Below are 18,246 nucleotides of genomic sequence, written 5' to 3' on the forward strand. Positions count from 1 at the left end.
CAAAAAATCACAGTGCTCGGTCAACCCCAAAACTATTCTCACAACAGCAAAACCCGTTTCGAACAAGCGCCAACCGGCACGTCGAAAAGGCCTTACGGAACCGGGACGGCCACCATGTCGTTACCAGACCCGATTCCCTGTAGTCAGAAGCGTCCCGAATACATTCCGGAAAAATAGACGCGGCATTATAGCGGTATAGATAGGATGAGTCGAGGACGGCGGGCAGACTATTACAACAGGACATTCACACTTTGATGAATAACCCGTTCGCAAACGGGTTATATCAAGAATTATGACATGATGCCGGCGCCGCCGCAGGGGGGTGATGAAGGAACGCTATTCTGCAAACTCTCCCATTCTTTTCGCGTATAGGTATGCAGCGCCAGCGCGTGCACCGTACTGGCTAATTCCGCGGCCAATAACGCATAGATAGCCCGATGGCGGCCCAACACCCGTTCCCCGGAAAAACGTTCGCTGACTATCACCACCTTGAAATGGCTTTCAGATCCCGCGGGCACGTTATGACGATAGCTTTCATCGATCACCTCCAGGTGGAGCGGCTCGAATTCCACACGCAATTTTTCTTCTATGACTTCACGTATCATACGGCTACCCCTTCGGCTTTAAAAAAGTTCGCTGTCCCACATCCATTTTAGCTGCTTTGCACAGCGCTATGGCTCTGTAACATAACTATTAAGGGAAAAATAGCAACCGGCCGACATTTATTCAGCGGTCTCGATGTGATAAAAACGATTTTGCCAGAGGTAAGGGAGAGAAAAGATAAATTTCAGGAGAAATTACCCACTCTCCGCTCTTTCCCCTGTCGGCGGCAATGATATGATATCGGGAATTTTTATCAGCTCACCACCCTAATCATTACTGAGAAAATACCAATGTTAAAAAAATTATTTTTCCCTCTTCTGGCCGTACTGATACTTGCGGGTTGCGCAAACAGAAGCAATACCCTCAATATTACGCCCAGCATCAGCCTTCCCTCACAGGATCCGACGCTGATGGGCATTACGATCAGTATTAACGGCGCGGACCAGCGTGCCGATCAGGCGCTGGCTAAAGTTAACCGCGACGGGCAATTGCTGACCCTGACTCCGTCACGCGACCTGCGTTTCCTGTTGCAGGAGGCGCTGGAAAAACAAATGGCCGCTCGCGGCTATATGATCGGCACCGGCGGCCCGGTCGCGTTGCAGATCGTGGTGAATCATCTTTATGCCGATGTATCCGAAGGCAATCTGCGTTACAACATCACCACCAAAGCGGATATTTCGATTATTTCCCAGGCGAACAACGGCAACAAGCAGGTTAAAAACTACCGGGCGACCTATAGCGTCCAGGGCGCTTTTACCGCTAACAATCAGAACATCACCAATGCCGTTAATACCGTGTTAAGCGATGTCATTAACGATATGGCGCAAGACACCAGCGTCAGCACATTTATTAAAGAGAACGCCCGTTAATTACTTCAATCCGCTTCCTTTGCTCTGCAACTTCCCCTGCGGAGCAAGGGAAAGGACTTCCCATGCTTAGTCGTATCATCAATCTGTTTAGTCAGCGTAATTCGCTTTTCCTGCTGCTGCTCGGGTTTGCTTCCGGCCTACCGCTGGCGCTTACCTCCGGCACCTTGCAAGCCTGGATGACGGTAGAAAATGTCGATCTGAAAACCATCGGATTTTTCTCTCTGGTCGGTCAGGCGTACGTCTTCAAATTTCTGTGGTCGCCCTTGATGGATCGCTACACCCCGCCTTTTCTCGGGCGCAGACGGGGATGGCTGCTGCTGAGCCAACTGTTGCTGATCGTGGCGATTGTCTGCATGGGCTTTATGAATCCCGCTCGCGATCTCTGGTGGCTGGCCGCGCTGGCGGTACTGGTTGCGTTTTGCTCGGCGTCACAGGATATCGTGTTTGATGCCTATAAAACCGACCTGCTGCCGCCGGCGGAGCGCGGAACCGGCGCCGCCGTTTCAGTATTGGGGTATCGACTGGCGATGCTGGTCTCCGGCGGACTGGCGTTGTGGATAGCGGACAGGCTATTGGGCTGGCAGGCGACTTACTGGCTGATGGCGGGATTAATGCTCATCGGGGTGCTTGCCACCCTGCTGGCCCCCGAACCGGATAACAGCCAGCCCGCGCCGCGGACGATGGAACAGGCCATCGTTGCGCCGCTGCGTGACTTTTTCGGCCGCAACAATGCCTGGCTGATCTTACTGTTGATCGTGTTGTACAAATTAGGCGATGCCTTCGCCATGAGCCTGACGACCACGTTCCTGATCCGCGGCGTCGGTTTTAACGCCGGGGATGTCGGTCTGGTAAACAAAACGCTGGGCCTGTTTGCCACGATTGTCGGCGCGGTTTACGGCGGATTGCTGATGCAACGGCTGACGTTGTTCAGGGCATTGATGCTGTTTGGTATTTTGCAGGCGGTATCCAATGCCGGCTACTGGTTGCTGGCGATCACCGATAAAAACCTGTTCAGCATGGCCAGCGCCGTTTTTCTGGAAAACCTGTGCGGCGGAATGGGAACCGCGGCGTTTGTCGCGCTATTAATGACGCTGTGCCACAAATCTTTTTCCGCGACGCAGTTTGCCTTGCTGTCGGCCCTTTCCGCCGTGGGACGGGTGTATGTCGGCCCGATTGCCGGCTGGTTTGTCGAGGCCCACGGCTGGGCATGGTTTTATCTGTTTTCGATCGTCGCGGCCTTGCCAGGTCTGTTTCTTTTAATGGTGTGCCGAAGAACATTGGAATACATGCAAAAAACCGACGCTTTCCTGTTGCGTCACTCGTTTCCCGGTTATTACAGCGCGGCATTGCGTACGCTGGCTATCGGTTCGAGTCTGTTGGGCTTGTGGTTAGTGCTGCTGATAACCAATGCCATGGGGTGGACTGCCCTGCCATGGCTGGCCGATTACGTGTTGATGGCGGGCGGCGGACTGGCGCTGCTGGGCATTCTACTCGGCAGCCTGCTGGACTATCTTTCACTGCGGGCGCCGTCGAAACGTTACGGCTGAGCGGCGTCAAAGGGATAAAAGCGCCTTATTCTGTGGTTTTATCCCCTTATTAAATTATTTTTTTGTAAATAATCGGGTAAGGGGAAAAATTTATTTCATACGGCAACCTTTTTCGTAAACCTATTTTGTTTTTTTGACGAAAATGCTTGCCATACCCAAAATATCTACTCTCTTGAAAATAAAAGTCGCTATGGGTTGTAATTTTTTATTATCAATCCATACTTTTGCCTGGGTAAAACGTTAATTACCTGTTTTTAAATACCATTTTTTATTTACTGCTGTCTTTGTGACAATTCGTGCAAAAAGCAGCAACAACTGGCTGACATAACCCTAATCATGTTTACAGTACAGTAACCTTCCCGTAAAATGCCCGCTCGCGTGAAATGACAATAGAGCCCTTGTAATTGAGGTCGCTAGATGAGACTCAGGAAATACAATAAAATTTTTGGGATGTTGTCTTTATTTGCAGCCACAGCACTGCTCAGCGGCTGCGATATGGCATTGATGAACCCCAAAGGACAAGTCGGGTTAGAACAACGATCGTTAATACTGACCGCCATCGGGCTGATGTTGATCGTTGTCGTTCCCGTCATCATTATGGCCATTGCCTTTGCCTGGAAGTTCAGAGCTTCCAATGAGAAGGCGAAATATACTCCCGATTGGTCCCACTCCAACAAGATCGAAGCTGTTGTCTGGACAGTGCCCATTATCATTATCGTTATTCTTGCAGCGATTACCTGGAAAACCACCCATTCGCTTGATCCTTATAAGCCTTTGGAATCCGACGTTAAACCCATTAATGTCGAAGTGGTTTCCCTTGACTGGAAATGGCTGTTCATTTACCCGGATCTGGGGATTGCCAGCGTCAATGAACTCGCTTTCCCTGCCGACACGCCTGTTGCATTCAAACTCACCTCTGACTCAGTGATGAACTCGTTTTTCATTCCTCGTCTCGGCGGACAAATCTATGCAATGGCCGGCATGCAAACCAAGCTGCATCTGATTGCCAACGAAGCGGGTAAATATGATGGTATTTCCGGCGGTTACAGCGGAAGAGGCTTCTCGGGAATGAAGTTCACGGCTATCGCCACGCCTACCCAGCAGGAGTTTGACCAATGGGTTGCCAACGTTCGTGCGTCTTCCAAGACACTCAACAGCATGGATGAATTCAACCAACTGGCCCAGCCAAGTGAATTTCATCCCGTGGAATACTTCTCCAGTGTTCAACCGGATTTATTCAGGAATATTATTCTCAAATTCACAGGCAACAACATGAACATGCAGCATCATGGCGAAGGCATGAAGCACGATGAAAACATGCGCCACGATGAGAGTATGAACATGGGCGAGCATGGCTCGCACCAAGGAGCCGAGGGATAATACGATGTTCGGAAAACTTACACTTGATGCGGTTCCGTATCATGAACCTATTATCATGGTCACCGTGGCGGCGATCATTGTCGGCGGCCTGGCGCTGCTGGCGGCACTTACCTATTTCGGCAAGTGGAAATGGTTATGGACAGAATGGTTTACCTCTGTAGACCATAAAAAGATCGGCATCATGTATGTCATCGTCGCGTTGGTGATGATGGTTCGCGGTTTTGCCGACGCCATTATGATGCGCGGTCAACAGGCGCTGTCCTCCGCCGGTGAAGCCGGCTTCCTCAACGCGCACCACTACGATCAGATCTTCACCGCTCACGGCGTGATCATGATCTTCTTCGTGGCGACCCCGTTCGTCGTCGGTTTGATGAACCTGGCGGTTCCTCTGCAAATCGGCGCCCGCGACGTGGCCTTTCCTTTCCTGAACTCGCTGAGTTTCTGGTTATTTGTGGTCGGCGTCATTCTGATCAACATATCGCTGGGAATCGGCGAGTTTGCCCAAACCGGCTGGGTGGCTTATCCACCGCTTTCCGGCAAGGAGTACAGTCCCGGCGTCGGGGTCGATTACTGGATATGGAGTTTACAGATATCCGGTCTGGGCACCACGCTGACCGGGGTCAATTTCTTCGCCACCATCATGAAAATGCGCGCGCCGGGCATGACGCTGATGAAAATGCCGGTCTTTACCTGGACGGCCCTATGCACCAACGTCCTGATTATTGCCGCATTCCCGATCTTGACGGTGACTATCGCGTTGCTGACGCTTGACCGTTACCTCGGCACCCATTTCTTTACCAATGATATGGGCGGCAACATGATGATGTACATCAACCTGATTTGGGCCTGGGGCCATCCCGAGGTGTACATTCTGGTGCTGCCGGTATTCGGCATCTATTCCGAAATCGTGGCCACATTCTGTAAAAAACGCCTGTTCGGCTACACCTCGCTGGTGTGGGCGACCATCGCGATTACCGTATTGTCGTTTATCGTTTGGCTGCACCACTTTTTCACCATGGGGTCCGGGGCGAACGTCAACGCCTTCTTTGGTATCGCCACCATGATTATTTCAATCCCGACCGGGGTTAAAATCTTCAACTGGCTGTTCACCATGTATCAGGGCCGCATTCAGTCCCACTCCGCCATGCTATGGACCATCGGCTTCATTATCACCTTCTCCATCGGCGGGATGACGGGGGTTCTGCTGGCTGTACCGGGAGCCAACTTCGTCCTGCATAACAGCCTGTTCCTGATTGCTCACTTCCATAACGTGATCATCGGCGGTGTGGTATTCGGGTGCTTTGCCGGTATTACTTACTGGTTCCCGAAAGCATTCGGCTTCACCCTGAACGAAACCTGGGGTAAACGCGCTTTCTGGTTCTGGATCATCGGCTTCTTCGTCGCCTTTATGCCGCTGTATGTGCTGGGCTTCATGGGCATGACCCGCCGTTTGAGTCAGCAGATTAATCCTGAGTTCCATGCATGGCTGGTGGTTGCTTCGGTAGGGGCGGTGCTGATCGGTATCGGCGTACTGTGCCAAGTGATGCAATTCTACGTCAGTATTCGCGATCGCCACCAGAACCGCGATTTGACGGGCGACCCCTGGGACGGCCGCACGCTGGAATGGTCAACCTCCTCTCCGGCGCCGTTCTATAACTTCGCCACCGTGCCGCACGTTCATGAACGCGATGCGTTCTGGGATGCGAAAGAGAAAGGCGAAGCCTACCGGAAACCGGCCGGCTATGAAGAGATCCATATGCCGAAAAACACCGGCGCGGGCGTCATTATTTCCGCCTTCAGCCTGGTGTTCGGTTTTGCCATGATCTGGCATATCTGGTGGATGGCGATTATCGGCTTTGCCGGAATGATCGTGACCTGGATCGTGCATAGCTTTAACCAGGATGTTGATTACTACGTTCCGGTTAAGGAAATCGAGCAAATTGAGAATCAGAATTTTGATCAAATCAGCAAAGCAGGTCTGAAACATGTCAACTGAAACTCTGACCAACCATAGCGCAGCCCATGCCGAGCATGGGCACCACGATGCAGGAGCCACCAAAGTATTCGGCTTTTGGATCTACCTGATGAGCGACTGTATTTTGTTTGCGTCTTTGTTCGCAACCTATGCAGTGCTGGTTAACGGTACCGCCGGCGGTCCGACAGGGCAGGACATTTTCGAACTGCCTTTCGTGCTGGTCGAAACTTTCGTCCTGTTGTTCAGCAGTATCACCTACGGCATGGCGATGATCGCCATGAACAAGGGTAACAAGTCGCAGGTTAACGCCTGGCTGGCGATGACCTTCCTGTTTGGTCTGGCGTTTATCGCGATGGAAATCTATGAATTCCATCACCTGATCGCCGAAGGCTTTGGCCCGGATCGCAGCGCGTTTCTGTCGGCGTTTTTTGCGCTGGTGGGGACGCACGGTATCCACGTTACCGCCGGCCTGATCTGGATCATCATCATGATGGTTCAGGTTTCCAGCCGTGGTTTGACCGCGACGAATAAAACGCGTCTGATGTGCCTGAGCCTGTTCTGGCACTTCCTTGACGTGGTATGGATTTGTGTCTTCACCGTTGTTTATCTGATGGGGGCGATGTAATGAGTCATTCTACCACCGATCATGCAGGCGCCAGCCACGGCAGCGTCAAATCCTACCTGATAGGTTTTGTGCTGTCGGTTATTCTGACAGTGATTCCTTTCGGCCTGGTCATGGCCGGCTCCGCTTCACATAACGTCATTCTTCTGACGGTCCTGGGATGTGCGGTGATTCAGATTCTGGTGCACCTGGTGTACTTTCTGCATCTGAATTCGTCCTCTGAAGAGCGTTGGAATGTGGTGGCCCTTGTGTTTACCGTCCTGATTATCGCAATTGTCGTTGTCGGCTCCATCTGGATTATGATGAGCGCGCACCACAACATGATGATCCAGTAACAGAGCCGTAAAAGATGATTAAGCAATACCTGCAAGTCACTAAACCAGGAATTATTTTCGGTAATCTAATTTCTGTTATCGGCGGATTTCTCCTTGCTGCCCAGGGCAGCATTGATTATGTCCTGTTTCTCGCCACCCTCGTTGGGGTATCGCTGGTTGTTGCGTCCGGTTGCGTGTTCAACAACGTCATCGATCGCGATATCGACAAAAAAATGGAGAGAACCAAGAATCGGGTTCTGGTAAAGGGACTGATTTCACTGAAAGTCACGCTGGTTTATGCGGCGGTGCTGGGTATTGCGGGCTTTGCGTTGCTGTATATCGCCGCCAATCCGTTAGCCATGTGGCTGGCCGTGATGGGCTTCGTGGTTTATGTCGGCGTCTATAGCCTGTACATGAAACGCCATTCTGTTTACGGCACGTTGATTGGCAGCCTGTCAGGCGCCGCGCCGCCGGTTATCGGCTATTGCGCCGTCAGTAACCAGTTTGACGCCGGCGCCCTGATTCTGCTGCTGATTTTCAGCCTGTGGCAGATGCCCCACTCCTACGCCATCGCCATTTTCCGACTCAAGGATTATCAGGCGGCCAATATCCCGGTGTTGCCGGTAGTGAAAGGCATTTCCGTGGCGAAAAACCATATCACGCTGTATATTCTGGCGTTTATGGTTGCGACCCTGATGCTCTCTTTAGGCGGTTATGCCGGTTACAAATATCTGGTGGTGGCCGCCGCCGTCAGCGTATGGTGGTTGGGCATGGCGCTGTCGGGCTATAAAAACGCCAATGACGACCGGGTATGGGCCAAAAAACTGTTTGTGTTTTCCATTGTCGCCATTACCTCGCTGAGCGTGATGATGTCCGTCGACTCCATCGCTCCGACGCAGGACGTGTTGCTGACCTACCTGCGCTGACAAAAGCCGCATTCGAAAACTCAGGCGGATTTATCCGCCTGTTGTTTTTTTATACCGCCCTCTTCGACTCCGCCCGCCAAATAACGTAACAAACCTGTCGTTTACGCAATGATGGATAACCAACTAGAATAGCGCCGACTGTTTTCCCGAGGTATCAATGAACGATAACAAAATGACCCCAGGCGAGCTCCGTGCGACATGGTGCTTAGGCACGGTATTTTCTCTGCGTATGCTCGGCATGTTTATGGTGCTGCCCGTTCTGACCACCTACGGTATGGCGTTGCAAGGCGCCAGCGAAGCCCTTATCGGTATTGCTATCGGCATCTATGGCCTGATGCAGGCCATTTTTCAAATCCCATTCGGACTGTTGTCAGATCGCGTTGGCCGAAAACCGTTAATCGTCGGCGGATTGCTGATTTTTGCGCTGGGAAGCGTGATTGCCGCCCTCAGCGATTCAATCTGGGGCATCATTCTTGGCCGCGCCTTGCAAGGATCGGGCGCTATCTCCGCCGCCGTCATGGCCTTGCTTTCCGATCTCACCCGCGAGCAGAACCGCACCAAAGCCATGGCGTTTATCGGCGTCAGTTTCGGCGTTACCTTCGCCATCGCCATGGTTTTAGGCCCCATCGTCACCCATGCGTTTGGATTACAGGCGCTTTTCTGGGGCATTACCCTGCTGACGCTGATCGGCATTGTGATTACCCTTACCCTGATCCCCGCCGCCCCGGCCCATATACTGAACCGCGAATCGGCGATGGTGCGCGGCAGTTTTCATAAGGTCTTGGGCAATAGCCGGTTACTGAAGCTGAACGTGGGCATCATGTGCTTACACATTCTGCTTATGTCGAGCTTCGTTGCATTGCCAAGGGTGCTGGAACAAGCCGGGCTGGCGCCGCAGGACCACTGGAAAGTCTATCTGGCGACCATGCTGATTTCATTCGCCGGCGTAGTGCCCTTTATTATTTATGCCGAATTGAAACGACGGATGAAGCAGGTGTTCGTCGGCTGTGTCGTGGTGCTTATCGCCGCCGAGCTGGTGCTGTGGTCGGCAGGAAATCAACTCGGATACCTTATCCTCGGCGTACAGCTTTTCTTTCTGGCATTCAACGTGATGGAAGCCCTGTTGCCTTCGCTGATCAGCAAAGAAGCGCCGGCCGGATACAAGGGCACGGCGATGGGCGTCTACTCTACGACGCAGTTCCTCGGGGTCGCGATTGGCGGCAGTCTTGGCGGAGGGGTATTCGAATTGTACGGCGCGGCGTTTGTTTTCATCGCCGGCGCGGCGATTGCGGTTATCTGGCTGATGGTCAGCCTGACCATGCAAGAACCGCCCTACCTCAGCAGCCTGAGAATTACGCTCTCCGATTTCGCCTTACGCAACGGCGATCTGGAGCAAAAAATGCGCACTCAGCCCGGCGTCGCGGAAGTGATTATCGTACCCGATGAGTTCAGCGCCTACGTCAAAATCGATAACCAGAAAATCAGCAGACAGCAGTTAGAGCAGTTGGTCAGCCAGCCGTGAAAAACAGACCGGCCGCGCTGACCTGTTACCGATTAATCACGGAAGTTCGTGAACTGGAACGGTTGCCCCAGGTCGGCGCCGCGCACCAACGCCATGGCGCCTTGTAAATCGTCGCGCGATTTCCCCGTCACCCGCACCTGCTCGCCCTGAATCTGCGCCTGTACTTTCAGTTTGCTGTCTTTAATCAGCTTAACGATTTTTTTCGCCAGCGTACTTTCAATCCCCTGCTTCAGTTTGGCCTCGACGCTGTAGGTTTTACCGCTGTGTTCTATCTCTTCGGGGATCTCCAGCGAACCGCCTTCAATACCGCGCTTCAGCAATTTTTCTCGTAGGATATCGATCAATTGCTGTACCTGAAAATCCGACTCGCTGGCCGCTTTGATGCTTTGTGATTTTTCATTCAGTTCAAAGCTGGCCGGAACATTGCGGAAGTCCCAACGGGTGCTCAGTTCCCGCGTCGCGTTTTCCACCGCATTACGGACTTCCTGCATATCAATTTCCGAAACAATATCGAAAGACGGCATAATTTGTTCTCCTGACAAGTTTGGCTGGCGAGCATCATAACCGCTCCTTTGTCATAAATAAAATACGAGCCGATAGCGAGCTTATCATCGTCAGACTTTACTCTTCGACGCAGACTCATTAGCCTGATATGCAAACTGCCGATAACAATAATGGCCTATGTTGGGCCTGGACAAGAACGTCTGTTCCCGTATCAATAAAGGGAGAATAAAATGAAAATAACCGTTCTTGGTTGCGGCGCGATCGGGCAACTATGGCTCGCGGCTCTGCATCAGCAAGGCCATGATGTCCAGGGATGGCTGCGTATTCCGCAGCCTTTTTGTCCGGTCAATGTGATCCGGTTAAACGGCCAGCACTGTAACCTTAACCTGACGGCTAACGACCCCGACCATCTGGCGCACAGCGAGTTATTGTTAGTGACGTTAAAGGCCTGGCAGGTTTCCAATGCCGTCGCCGCATTACTGCCGCGACTCAGCCCGCATTGCACCATCTTGTTATTGCACAACGGCATGGGCACGCGCGAGGAGTTACCGCCTCTCAGGCAACCGTTGATTTTCGGCATCACGACCCATGCCGCTCGCCGTGATGCGACCACCGTGGTGCATGTCGCCGCAGGCACGACACATATCGGCTCGGTTAATGATGCGGACACGCACGGCTACCTTGCTGAAGTGCTGCATCAGGCTTTACCCGACGTTGCCTGGCATAACAATATTACCGCGACCTGCTGGCTGAAGCTGGCGGCCAACTGCGTCATCAATCCGTTAACGGCGCTCTATCAATGCACCAACGGAGAATTGCAGGCTTACCCGCAACAGCTTAAGTCGCTTTGCCGGGAAATTGCCGAGGTAATGGAGCGGGAAGGTTTTCATACCTCGGCGGATAGCCTGCTACTCTATGTTAACCAAATCATTCAAAACACGGCGGCCAATACCTCTTCCATGTTGCAGGATATTCAGGCTCAACGTCACACCGAGATTGACTATATCACCGGTTACCTGCTGCGGCGCGCGCGCGCCCACGGCCTGAGCGTCCCGGAAAACAGCCGTCTGTTTGAACAAATCAAGCGAAAGGAAAATGAATATGAACGCATCGGTACTGGTGTGTCTGGCTCCTGGCAGTGAAGAAACGGAGGCCGTCACCACGATAGATCTGCTGGTCAGAGCCGGCATTCAGGTGACGCTTGCCAGCGTCGCCAGCGACGGCAACCTGGAAATCACCTGCTCCCGCGGCGTGAGGCTTTTAGCCGATGCCCCGCTGGTGGCGGTGGCGGATCGGCACTTCGATGCCCTGGTGCTCCCCGGCGGGCTGCAAGGCGCCGAATGTTTCCGCGATAGCCCCGTGTTGGTGGAGTGTATTCGTCAGGCGCATCAGGAAGGGAAAATCGTGGCGGCGATGTGCGCCACCCCGGCCTTGGTGCTTGAACACCATCAGCTTTTCCCGATCGGGAATATGACGGGCTACCCGGCGCTGAAAGATAAAATCGCGCCCGAAAAATGGATGGAAAAACGCGTGGTTTACGATCCGCGCGTCAGCCTGCTGACCACGCAGGGGCCGGGAACCAGTATGGATTTTGCCCTGAAATTGATTGACCTGCTGCTGGGTAAGGAAAAAGCCGCCGAGGTGGCGGCGCAATTAATTCTGCCGCCCGGTATCTATAACTATGCGGATTAATTAATAGACTGATTGATCAATCCGGCGTGAAAATGCCGTCCCACAGGTGAGACGGCATGGTTCAAGCGTTTATATTACGCGTTCACGGTTTTATTGGTACTCAATTGGGTGCGTTGGCGTTCCAGTTCCAGCGCGCCCCGATGAGACAGATAGCAGAAAATAATGCAGCAAATGATGCCGCCCATCAGCAGGTAAAAACCGCCATGCCAGCCTGATTTATCAACGATAAAACCAAATAGGCTGGTTCCCAGGCTGGCGCCCAGAATATAGCTCATAAAGCCGCGCAGACCGACCGCGGAGCCGACGGCAAAACTGGGAACAATCTCCATAGTTTGCACGGAAGCCAAAAATTGCGGCACATAGATCAGGCAACCCACAATCGCGGCAAAGAAGGTGACCACCAGCAGTGAATCCGATTTCCAGTATCCGATCAGGCAAATGAAAATCAATGCCATACAAATCATCGCCAGCGGCATACGACGCCCGCGGAACAACTTATCCGACAACCATCCGGCAAATAAGGTTGACGGGATCGCCGCCCATTCAAAAAATAAAAACGCAACGCTCATTTCACTCTTGGTGAAATGCTTTTCGCTTAACAGGTAGATAGGCAACCAGCTAATTATCCCGAAGCGCACCATATAGACAAAAACATCGACGAAAGAAATGTACCAGGCATGTTTATTTTTCAGCACATAGGTACAAAATATCTGCCAGGTGGTCATATTTTCCGGCGCGGCATGCGACTGCCCGGCGGTATCAATGACAATTTCATCCTTGATGATCCGGTGGAGAGGGGGCAGGCCTTCACTAACGGGAGAACCTTTCCCAATCATCATCACTACGCCCGCCATTAAAATAGCGATAAGAGCCGGCACGATATAACTGGCGGTCTGCCAGTGTTGGCTTCCCAGAAAAGCGAAGGCGGTGCCGACTATCGGCGCGACAATACCGCCGCCCACATTATGAGAAATATTCCATACCGCGCCGACGCGTCCCCGTTCGTGCCGGGGAAACCAGTTGGCAATGGTGATAAAGGATGGCCCTACTCCCATTCCCTGGAAAAAACCATTACAGACCACCAACAGGGCAAATAGCCAGAAAGCGCCGCTGAAACCCATGCCGATATTAACCAGCGCGCACAGCAACAGGCCGATCGCCATATACATTTTGGGATTCGCCTTATCCGCCAGGGTGCTCATAAGACCTTTACTGATGCCATAGGTCATCAGCATACAGCTGCTGAGCAGGCCGATCTCCGTCGCGCTTAAATGTAACTGTTCCTTTAAATACGGCGTGGAAAGCGTGAAGTTATTACGAACAATATAATAAGACAAATAACCCAGAAAAACGCCTAAAAGCGCCTGAATTCGATTACGCTGATAAACCACCATAATTTCATTATCAGGAACTTTGTGCGTTGCGATTCTGGGTTTAATAAATGAAAACATAATTTTACCCTGGTGTTATAAATAATTAATAATCATCCCCATCAACCCGAATAAAATACTCGAATGATGTATTGACGGAATAAAAAACGATATATCACTATGACATGACTGGATGTTTCACTCTATTTCACTGCGGTATGAACACAGCATGAATAGATTGAAAGCAGGATGCAACCGCCTGGTTTTGAGTCAAAACTGACTCAAAAAAATAAAAATTACGAGTCAATATTATCTCAATTTAATTATTTTATTTTTTATTTCCCTTTAGGCCGGTTAAAATGGTAAAAAACGGAACAAATTATCATTAAACACTTTATTCTCTATTTTTTATTTTTTTGATGCGAGTCACACAAAACAGGTGTAAGAATGCGTTCGTTCAGGCTGGTCACGATCTGGCTTATAAACTTTCTGATGTTGTCGCCGCTGTGGGCCAATGAATTGGTTATCGCCACCACCTTCTCGCCCGAGGCAACGGCGAAGATGATGTCTCACTGGCACAGGCAATCGTCATCCCTGCCTGTGCGCACCCTGAACCGTACCAGTTCTTCGCTGGAACGCCTGATGGATACGCCATTAAATGACGGCATCGATCTGATCCTGACCTCATCCCCTATGCTGATGCAACATTTGCAGGATCGCCAACTGCTGTCGCCAATCCCTGTTCTTCCGCTGGAAAGCCAGCGTCTGGTTCCCGATTCCATTCGCGGCAGCGCCGCCGCCATCGCGATTTCCGGGTTTGGCATTCTGGCGAATTCCGCGGCGCTGCAAGAGAAAAATCTGCCGCCGCCGGCTAGCTGGGATCAGCTAAAAGATCCTCGCTATCAGTCGTTGATTTTGATGAGCAGCCCTTCCCGCTCGGATACCAGCCACCTGATGATTGAAATGCTGCTGCAACAACAGGGGTGGCGGCAAGGCTGGGCGACGCTGATGGAAATTTCCGGTAATCTGGCGACCATTTCCTCGCGCAGTTTTGGCGTGGCCAGCAAAATAAAAACCGGGCTGGGCGTGGCCGGGCCGATCATCGATAATTACGCCACGCCGTTGCTAAAAGATCCGCATCTGACATTCCGTTATATTCCCCAGGCCGGCGCCGCTCCTACGTTTATCGCCATTGCCCGTAACAGCGCCAATAAAGATCTGGCGATACGTTTTATTCATTTTTTGCTCAGTAAACAGGGGCAGGACATTCTGGCGGATAACGATACCGGCAAATTCCCGGTTTTCCCTCTGCCCGCGCATAACCCGCGCGCCCAGCAACAATTTATTCTGCTGCAATCATCGCCGCCCGATTACCGCCGCGTTTTACTGCGCCAAAAATTGGTTCAGCGGCTGTTCGACACCGCGATTACCTTCCGCCTGAACCAGTCTCAAGATATATGGAAAGCGCTGCATAATGCGGAAACGCGTCTGCATCGCCCGTTGCCCGACATTCGCGCGCAACTGACCGCCATGCCCGTCAGCGCGCAACAGGCCGACGACCCTGACTATCTGCGGCAATTCAATCAGTCGGCAAACAATAGCATTCCGCTTGAATCACGCTTGATTGAATGGCAACGGTTTTTTCAGCATCAACATCAGCAGGCGCTCCAACAACTGGAGGCGGTGGGTGATTAAATTTTTTAAAACCATGACCATCAGCAACAGCTTACGCTGGGCGTTTGCTTTCGGCGCCGTATTGACGCTCTCCGTCAGCGCCATCAGTCTGTATTCATGGCGTGAACAAAGCTCGCAGATCCGCTATGCGCTAAACGAGTATTTTCCCAAAATCCAGGCGTCTTTTCAGCTTGAGGATAATCTTAATATTCTGATTAAAGAGCTGAATGAATTTCTGACGGCGGAGAGCACCAGCCTCAGGCTACAGCGACGGGAACAAATTCTTTCCCGGCTGAATATTATTCACAAAGCCAGCCGGCAGTTAACCTTTGACGATCGCCATCTGCTGGAAGAGACGATCCGGCAGATGCGCAGCCTGTTGACCCAGCTCGACGGCATATTGGCGGCCAACCTGGTTATGCGGGAAAAAGCCAATGAAATGACCACCCGCATCAACTGGCTGCATGATGATTTTAATCTTGAATTAACCTCGCTCTCACAGGATATCAGTTGGCAGCAAAGCTCGTTGCTGGATCAATTCACCCAAAGCGCCGGGCAAAATAAAAACCCGCGCTTGCAGGATACGTTGCGGAATATTCAGGATGAGCTGCAACTGATTTACACCTTAGCCCATATCGAAAACCAGATCGTCGACGATTTACGGGAACAGCTGGCCGATCGGCATAGTGAAAATCTGGACAGCCATATACGCTATCTGAACTACCTGAGACAATCCGTCGACGACCTTATTCAGTCGTTGTCCCGTCATCCCAGCACCGTCACGCTGCGGCAAACCATCGACGAACTCTTGGCGCTGGGACTGGAAGAAAACAAATTACCGGCAATGTTGCGCGATCGAAGCCGGATTCAGGCTTCCCTCCGACAAACGACCCGTAGCAAGGAACAGGCGCTGAGCCAATTTCGCCATCAGATTGAACAGCAGTTGGGTAATAACCACCAGCAACTGCAAACCTTTAACCAGCGCCTTGAACATATTATGAATATCAGCGGCATGGTGATGGTGATAGCAACGCTGCTGGCGTTGCTATTCGCTTTTATCCTCAATCATGTCTATATCCGCTCGAAGCTTATCAAACGTTTCACCCAACTTAATCAGGCGGTCGCCAGGCTGGGGTACGGCGATCTGAATACCTCGATTCCGGTGTATGGGCGCGATGAACTGGGGCGTATTGCCGGTTTGCTGCGCAACACCCTGCATCAGATCAAGCGCCAACGTTCGCAGCTTGAGCAGGAAATTACCGAGCGTAAAGCCATTGAAAATAACCTGCGCACCGCCCAGGATGAATTGATTCAGGCGGCCAAACTGGCCACGGTCGGGCAAACCATGACCACCCTGGCGCATGAAATCAACCAGCCGCTCAATGCCCTTTCTCTGTATCTGTTTACCAGCGAACAGGCCGTGAATCGGCGCGATCGGGACACTGTCGCCGCTAACCTCACGAAAATGCGCGGCTTATTACAACGCATTGACAGCATTATTCGCCAACTGCGGCAGTTTTCACGCCGCAGCGACAGCGATGCCCCGCTCGGCCCCATCGATTTACGTCACGGCCTTCTCGCGTCCTGGGAGCTATTGGCCCTGCGTCACCGCCCGCTTAACGCCCAACTCATCCTGCCGGAAACGCTGGTTCGGGTGATTGGCGAAGATATCAGGGTGCAACAGGTACTGGTCAACTTGCTGACCAACGCGCTGGAAGCGACGAGCGAGGCGGCGCCGCGCATCACCATCAGTCAAATCATGCAGGGCGGCGAGTGTCTGTTGCTGATCGAAGATAACGGCCCCGGCTGGCCGCTGATATTGGCTCCCCGGCTGTTGAAACCTTTTACCACCAGTAAAGATATCGGCCTGGGAATCGGCCTGTCCATCAGTCAGTCCATCATGCGACAATGCGGAGGAGAACTGTATCTGGCATCAACGTTGGATCGGCATGCTCTGGTCATTCTACAGTTCAGGAAATCAGATGACGTTAACTGAAGAACAACACGTCCTTTTAATTGATGATGATAACGATGTGCTCGACGCCTACTATCAGATGCTCAAGCAGGCGGGCTATCAGGTCGTTCCCTGTAATAATCCCCAGCTCGCCGTTGAGATGATCCCGGACGAATGGCCTGGCGCGGTCATCAGCGATGTTTATATGCCGCAACTCTCCGGTCTGTCGTTACTGGAATATTTATTAAACCGGGATAAGCAACTGCCGGTGTTGCTGATAACCGGCCATGGCGATGTTCCTATGGCCGTCGAGGCGGTCAAAAAGGGGGCGTATGATTTTCTTGAAAAACCCGTCATGCCGGAAAAACTGCTGCGCTGTTTGCAGCAGGCGCTAAAAGAACGTCGACAGTTGATCCAACGCCGCCGCTGGCAGCGCAGTCAGTTGGCGGAAAATCTTATCGGCGTCAGCGGGTGGAGCAAGCAATTACGCGAGCGGCTGCAAATGCTGGCGGAAACCCGTATGCCGGCTTTTTTCTATGGCGAACTGGGCACGGGCCGGACGCTAGCGGCACGCCATCTGCACCAGCTCAGTATGAACCGCCACTTGCCGCTGGTCGTCTTTGACGCCGCCAGCGACCGGGCGGAAACGTTTGAAGAACACTGCGCGCGGGTACGGCAGGGAACCCTGATCGTTCGCAATATTGAACAGCTCAACCATCAGCAGCAGTATTTTTTGGCTCAACAGCAAAGCGATGAGGAGCGCGCGTTCAGGCTGCTGGCGATCGGCCAGCAGTGCGCAACCCGGTCGGCGACGCAGCAAAAAATCCTACCTGAACTTTATTATCAGTTTTCCATGACCCAGATAGAATGCGTGCCGTTATCCAAACGCCCGGGCGATATCGAACCGCTGTTTCGCCACTATCTCAAGCTGGCCTGCCAACGGCTCAACCGGGAATATCCCACGCTGAGCGATACATTTAGCAAAAGCCTGTATCGCCGCAGTTGGAGCGGCAACATCAAAGAGTTACGCAACGCGGCCGAATTATTCGCCGTTGGGGTAATGCCTATCGCCAGCGACGAAAAGGAGTGGGTCAGCCAGAGCGCCACCCCCACCCCGCTCGACGACCGCATCGAACAATACGAATGCCAGATCATTACGGAAGCGCTGGATATTCATCAGGGACGGATTAACGATGTGGCGGAATACCTTCAGGTGCCGCGCAAGAAGCTCTATTTAAGAATGAAGAAATACGGCATTGATAAAAAGGATTATCGCTTTTAACCGGCACCCGCG

At 52.3% G+C, this 18,246-nt stretch carries 16 protein-coding genes; 13 read left to right on the top strand and 3 right to left on the bottom strand.

Translation table 11 applies throughout. From position 1 onward, the window contains the following. Positions 1-290: 290 nt before the first annotated feature. Positions 291-605: a transcriptional regulator BolA gene (gene bolA, locus JG725_RS08060; RefSeq protein WP_199377517.1), complete on the bottom strand. Its 315-nt coding sequence runs from the start codon at positions 603-605 to the stop codon at positions 291-293. A 288-nt stretch (positions 606-893) separates the two neighbouring features. Here bolA and JG725_RS08065 point away from each other — a divergent pair, with 288 nt between their 5' ends. From JG725_RS08065 to JG725_RS08100, 8 genes are all read left to right on the top strand, one after another. Further along, a complete protein-coding gene (locus JG725_RS08065) occupies positions 894-1,472 on the top strand; it encodes a lipoprotein (RefSeq protein WP_172289699.1) in 579 nt (192 codons plus the stop codon). A 62-nt stretch (positions 1,473-1,534) separates the two neighbouring features. Next, positions 1,535-3,019, top strand: coding sequence for a muropeptide MFS transporter AmpG (gene ampG, locus JG725_RS08070; RefSeq protein WP_199377519.1), 1,485 nt, complete (start codon positions 1,535-1,537; stop codon positions 3,017-3,019). A 417-nt stretch (positions 3,020-3,436) separates the two neighbouring features. After that, complete coding sequence (gene cyoA, locus JG725_RS08075; RefSeq protein ID WP_172289697.1) at positions 3,437-4,399, top strand: cytochrome o ubiquinol oxidase subunit II; 963 nt, start codon at positions 3,437-3,439, stop codon at positions 4,397-4,399. 4 nt (positions 4,400-4,403) lie between these two features. After that, positions 4,404-6,395: a cytochrome o ubiquinol oxidase subunit I gene (cyoB, locus tag JG725_RS08080; protein ID WP_172289696.1), complete on the top strand. Its 1,992-nt coding sequence runs from the start codon at positions 4,404-4,406 to the stop codon at positions 6,393-6,395. Next, positions 6,385-6,999 (top strand): cytochrome o ubiquinol oxidase subunit III, encoded by a 615-nt coding sequence (locus JG725_RS08085; protein ID WP_172289695.1) that lies wholly within the window; start codon positions 6,385-6,387, stop codon positions 6,997-6,999. The genes cyoB and JG725_RS08085 overlap by 11 nt, the downstream gene beginning before the upstream one ends. After that, positions 6,999-7,331: a cytochrome o ubiquinol oxidase subunit IV gene (locus JG725_RS08090; protein WP_172289694.1), complete on the top strand. Its 333-nt coding sequence runs from the start codon at positions 6,999-7,001 to the stop codon at positions 7,329-7,331. Before JG725_RS08085 ends, JG725_RS08090 begins: the two co-directional genes overlap by 1 nt. A 14-nt stretch (positions 7,332-7,345) precedes the next feature. Beyond that, positions 7,346-8,236: a heme o synthase gene (cyoE, locus tag JG725_RS08095; RefSeq protein WP_172289693.1), complete on the top strand. Its 891-nt coding sequence runs from the start codon at positions 7,346-7,348 to the stop codon at positions 8,234-8,236. Between the two features lie 157 nt (positions 8,237-8,393). Next, a complete protein-coding gene (locus JG725_RS08100; RefSeq protein WP_172289692.1) occupies positions 8,394-9,758 on the top strand; it encodes an MFS transporter in 1,365 nt (454 codons plus the stop codon). A 32-nt stretch (positions 9,759-9,790) separates the two neighbouring features. On the opposite strand, the gene JG725_RS08105 is transcribed toward JG725_RS08100, so the two are convergent. Beyond that, positions 9,791-10,282 carry a YajQ family cyclic di-GMP-binding protein gene (locus tag JG725_RS08105; protein WP_172289691.1) on the bottom strand — a complete coding sequence of 164 codons (492 nt, stop codon included), beginning with the start codon at positions 10,280-10,282 and terminating at the stop codon, positions 9,791-9,793. Between the two features lie 210 nt (positions 10,283-10,492). On the opposite strand from JG725_RS08105, the gene panE reads away from it, so the two are divergent. After that, entirely contained in the window at positions 10,493-11,404 is a 912-nt protein-coding gene (gene panE, locus JG725_RS08110; protein WP_199377521.1) for a 2-dehydropantoate 2-reductase, read from the top strand. After that, entirely contained in the window at positions 11,364-11,954 is a 591-nt protein-coding gene (gene yajL / locus JG725_RS08115) for a protein deglycase YajL (protein ID WP_172289689.1), read from the top strand. Before panE ends, yajL begins: the two co-directional genes overlap by 41 nt. A 74-nt stretch (positions 11,955-12,028) precedes the next feature. Here yajL and JG725_RS08120 read toward each other — a convergent pair whose 3' ends face one another. After that, positions 12,029-13,348, bottom strand: a complete 1,320-nt coding sequence (locus tag JG725_RS08120; protein ID WP_370541620.1) for an MFS transporter — start codon at positions 13,346-13,348, stop codon at positions 12,029-12,031. A gap of 468 nt (positions 13,349-13,816) precedes the next feature. On the opposite strand from JG725_RS08120, the gene JG725_RS08125 reads away from it, so the two are divergent. From JG725_RS08125 to JG725_RS08135, 3 genes are read left to right on the top strand one after another with little or no spacing between them, the layout of a single operon-like run. After that, entirely contained in the window at positions 13,817-15,019 is a 1,203-nt protein-coding gene (locus JG725_RS08125) for an ABC transporter substrate-binding protein (RefSeq protein ID WP_370541621.1), read from the top strand. Between the two features lie 13 nt (positions 15,020-15,032). Next, complete coding sequence (locus JG725_RS08130) at positions 15,033-16,994, top strand: ATP-binding protein (RefSeq protein ID WP_199377733.1); 1,962 nt, start codon at positions 15,033-15,035, stop codon at positions 16,992-16,994. Further along, positions 16,981-18,234: a sigma-54 dependent transcriptional regulator gene (locus JG725_RS08135; protein ID WP_172289686.1), complete on the top strand. Its 1,254-nt coding sequence runs from the start codon at positions 16,981-16,983 to the stop codon at positions 18,232-18,234. Before JG725_RS08130 ends, JG725_RS08135 begins: the two co-directional genes overlap by 14 nt. Positions 18,235-18,246: the final 12 nt, after the last annotated feature.

It is taken from the genome of Brenneria sp. L3-3C-1 (assembly GCF_016456245.1).
Classification (GTDB): domain Bacteria; phylum Pseudomonadota; class Gammaproteobacteria; order Enterobacterales; family Enterobacteriaceae; genus Brenneria.